At 68.1% G+C, this 3,628-nt stretch carries 4 protein-coding genes; 1 reads left to right on the forward strand and 3 read right to left on the reverse strand.

Annotation, left to right across the window (positions count from 1 at the left end; all coding sequences use genetic code 11):
* Positions 1-144 precede the first annotated feature (144 nt).
* Positions 145-537, forward strand: a complete 393-nt coding sequence (locus ACDELDRAFT_RS20185) for a universal stress protein (protein WP_005799922.1) — start codon at positions 145-147, stop codon at positions 535-537.
* Positions 538-660: 123 nt separating this feature from the next.
* Here the strand turns inward: ACDELDRAFT_RS20185 and ACDELDRAFT_RS20190 are convergent, their stop codons facing one another.
* From ACDELDRAFT_RS20190 to ACDELDRAFT_RS20200, 3 genes are all read right to left on the reverse strand, one after another.
* Positions 661-1,539, reverse strand: coding sequence for an alpha/beta fold hydrolase (locus ACDELDRAFT_RS20190; RefSeq protein ID WP_005799923.1), 879 nt, complete (start codon positions 1,537-1,539; stop codon positions 661-663).
* Between the two features lie 41 nt (positions 1,540-1,580).
* On the reverse strand, positions 1,581-2,732 hold the full coding sequence (locus ACDELDRAFT_RS20195; protein WP_005799924.1) for an ABC transporter substrate-binding protein: 1,152 nt from the start codon (positions 2,730-2,732) through the stop codon (positions 1,581-1,583).
* A 28-nt stretch (positions 2,733-2,760) separates the two neighbouring features.
* On the reverse strand, positions 2,761-3,628 hold an 868-nt coding region (locus ACDELDRAFT_RS20200), incomplete at its 5' end, for a 3-hydroxybutyrate oligomer hydrolase family protein (protein ID WP_005799925.1).

The raw sequence follows: 3,628 nt of genomic DNA on the forward strand, positions 1-3,628 counted from the left end.
CGCCGCGGGCGCTGAGCCCCGGGGCGCTGTCAAGTAGTGTTTCTCTGGTCATGCGCAGCGCGGCAGGGCACGGCGGTGAACGTAAGATGCGGGTTACACCTGACCCAGGTGCATCTCCATCAGAACCTTCAAGAGAGACACTTCATGACCATTGTTGTTGCGTACGTTCCCCGCCCCGAAGGGCATGCTGCCCTGGACAAGGGGATTGCCATGGCCAAGGAATCGGGCGAGCGCCTGGTCGTCGTCAACGCCAGCCCTGGAGGCCCCCACGACGACACCACCATGATCGATGGCTCGGAACTCGAGCGCCTGGAGCAGCGCCTGGTCGACGAGGCCGTGCCGGGCGAAGTCAAGCAGTTCGTGCGAGGCAACTCGGCCGTGAACGAGATCTATGCATTGATCGAGAAAGAAAACGCCTCGCTGCTCATCATCGGCCTGCGCAAGCGCAGCGCCGTGGGCAAGCTGCTGCTGGGCAGCGTCGCCCAGGAATTGCTGCTCAACGTGTCCTGCCCCGTGCTGGCGGTGAAGGCGGGCTGAAGCCCCTGGGCGGCCTGCCACGGGCCGCCCTGCTATCTGCCAAGCCGGTGCCAGGCCTGCCCCGATCGCTTGCCCCTGGCGGACGCTGCCCGGCATGCGCAGCGCCAGCCGCCCAGGCAGCCGTCAGCACCCCGCCCCCTCGACCTGCGCCAGGAAGCCGTCCACCAGCGCGTAATGCGCGGGCACGTTCAAGGCCGGGGCATGGCCGCAGCCGGGCACTTCCACCACCCGCACCAGGCCGCGCGCTCCGGGACCGCGTGCCAGCATCTCGGCGGTGGTTTCGGGCAGCACCAGGTCCGACTGCGCACCGCGCAGACACAGCACCGGGATATCGAGCGCGTCGTAGTGGTCCCAGATCAGGTAATCGTTGGCGTGGTGCGTGAACTGCTGCACCATGGCCGGGTCGTAGTGCGGCGTCACGCGCCCGTCGGGCAGGCGGCGGGTGGAGGTCTCCGTCAGCTGCCGCCACTGCGCGTCGCTGAGCCATCCATAGGGCTGGTACACCTGCCGGAAAAACGCCTCCAGCTCCAGCACCGTGTCGAACGCGGGCGGCTGGCCGGCATAGGCCTTGATGCGCTCGAGCGCCGCATCCGCCAGGCGGGGCGCATTGTCGTTGAGCAGCAGGCTCGTGATGCGGCCCCGCAGTTGCGGCTGGAACAGGCCTGAGGCGCACACCGTGCCGATGCCCCCCCCCATGGACGTACCGATCCAGTGCGCCTTGTCGATACCCAGCTGGTCGAACAGGTCGGCAGCCAGGCGGGCATAGAACGACAGGCGGTATTCGTCCTGCGGCTGCCTGCTCCACTGGCTCAGCCCCCGGCCCAGGGTGTCGGGACAGATCACGCGGTAGCGCGGCGCCAGGTGCCGGGCCAGTTCGTCCATGTCGCGCCCCGTGCGCGCCAGGCCGTGCCATGCGATCACCACGGGGGCCTCGGGCGGGCCCCATTCGGTGGCGTGGATTTCATAGCCGGCGCAGCGGATATAGCGCGAAGAGGGAAACATGGTAGTCAGCCTTGTGGAACAAAACAGGGGTGGCCGCGTGCCTACTTCATCAAGCGGCCGTTGGCGCCAATCACCGTGACCTCGACATAGCGCGAACCGACGCGGTTGGTGGGTGAATAGCCCAGCGTGATGCCGCCCAGGTCGTAGCTCTGCATCGATTCGAGCGCCTTCACCACCTTGGCACGCGTGGGCGCGGGGCCGGCGCGGCGCAGCGCTTCCACCAGCACCTTGGCGCCCAGGAACTGCTCGAAACTGGTGTAGGTCACCTCTGCATCGGGCGCATATTTCTTCAGCAGCGCCTGGTATTCGCGCACCACCGGCAGCGAGGGCCGATAGGGGTAAGGCACCACCTGGCTGATGCCCAGGCCATGGGCATTTTTCAGGCCGGCAAGCTTGACCAGCTCGGTAGGGTCCACCACCGAGATGTTGTAGAGCTGCGCGCCGCCGCCCTGCTCGCGGTAGCGCTGGATGAACGCCGCCGCAGGCTTGTTGACGGCAATCATGATCACGGCCTGCGCGTCCGACGCCTTGATGGCCTTCACGGCGTCGTCCACCTTGTCGGTGTTGCGCTCGTAACCGGCCGAGACAGCCAGCTTGAGGTCACGCTTGGCCAAAGCGACCTCCACGCCCGCCAGGCCGGCCTTGCCGAAGCCATCGTCCTGGTACATCACGCCCACCCGCTTCATGCCCAGGGTGGTGAGCTGTTGCACCATGTGCTCGGTCTCGTCCACATACCCGGCACGCACGTGGAAGATCCAGGGGTTGAACGGACTGCGCAGCGACTCGCCCCCCGTGTAGGGCGCCACCAGCGCCGCGCCGCCCTGGGCAAGTACGCCGTCGGCCAACAACTGCGTGATGTTGGCCGTGCCGGCAAAGCCGTACAACGCCACCACCTCGGGGCGCGCCAGCATCTCGCGCGTCAGCCGCACGGTGTCGTCCACGCGGTAGCCATCGTCGGCCACCTCCTGGCGCAGGGTCGCGCCGTGGATGCCGCCGCGCTCGTTGACCCAGTCGAAATAGATCTTGCCGCCCAGCACCATCTGCGCACCGGTGGTGGCCAGCACGCCCGACAGCGGGGCCACCTGGGCAATGACGATCTCATCGGCCCGGGCAGCGGGGGCAAGCCCCGCACCGAGGCCGCACACAAGGGCGGCGATCCAGCCGGCCACGCGGGATGTCCAACGCGGGTTCATGGCGTGTACTCCGGTGCGGGGGCGGGGCTCAGTTGGGAACGCTCAGCGACGTGCCGGCAAACCCGATCTGGTTGGCAGCGGCGGGTGCTGCCACGAACGGCGGCACGTTGGCCGCCGTGATCGCCGGCGCCGCACCGGGCACGCCGCCGCGCGGTGTAGTGCGCACCACCTGGCTGGGGGGCAGCGCCGCGCCCGACTGCAGGTGCGCGTACATCGCGTCCATCGCCTGGTTGAAGTACGGATGCAGCGGCACGAAGCGCGTGTCAAAGCCGCTGAACGGCAGGAAGGTGTCGAAATGCTGGCCGTTCGTCACCTCGACATAGCGCAGCTTGCTGGCAGCGCCCTCCACCACCTTGTTGTAGGCGGCATAGGCACGCGAGTTGTTGTTCACCGGCACCAGCGCGTCGCTGCGGCCACTGACGATGATGGTGGGCTTGCCACGCAGGTTGCCGTTCAGCACCACCTCGGCGATGCCGGCGCGCACGGCGTCGCTCTGGGCCTTGGTGGGCGTGGTGGCGGCCGTGAGGGCCGCGCCGCTAACCGGATCCGCACCCGTCACCAGCGCGCGCTGGCACAGGGCGTTGTCGAGGCCCAGGTCGGCCACGCCGGTCGATGGCGACACCGCGAACTGCCACGCTTTGGCGCCCCCCACCGAGTCGTTGTAGACCACCGTGGCCGGCGTGCCGTTGGCGGTACCGTTGGCCGTGGCAAAGCTCTGCGCAAGCGCCGTGGGCGACACGGCCACTGGCACGCCCGTGGCATTCACGGCCGCGAAGCTGGTGTTGCACACATTGGCCTCGACCGGAAAACGCCCGTAGCTGACCGGGTACATCGCCGACAGGATGGGCCCGTTGCCCAGCGCATAGTGGGCGTTGTGCATCTGGTCGTTGTCAGCC

Source organism: Acidovorax delafieldii 2AN, assembly GCF_000175235.1.
Classification (GTDB): Bacteria; Pseudomonadota; Gammaproteobacteria; order Burkholderiales; family Burkholderiaceae_C; genus Acidovorax; species Acidovorax delafieldii_B.

What these genes read in the sequence shown, in the direction of transcription:
- ACDELDRAFT_RS20185 (WP_005799922.1), top strand. Translation starts at nt 145, where the DNA reads ATGACCATTGTTGTTGCGTACGTTCCCCGCCCCGAAGGGCATGCTGCC.
- ACDELDRAFT_RS20190 (WP_005799923.1), bottom strand. Translation starts at nt 1,539, where the DNA reads ATGTTTCCCTCTTCGCGCTATATCCGCTGCGCCGGCTATGAAATCCAC.
- ACDELDRAFT_RS20195 (WP_005799924.1), bottom strand. Translation starts at nt 2,732, where the DNA reads ATGAACCCGCGTTGGACATCCCGCGTGGCCGGCTGGATCGCCGCCCTT.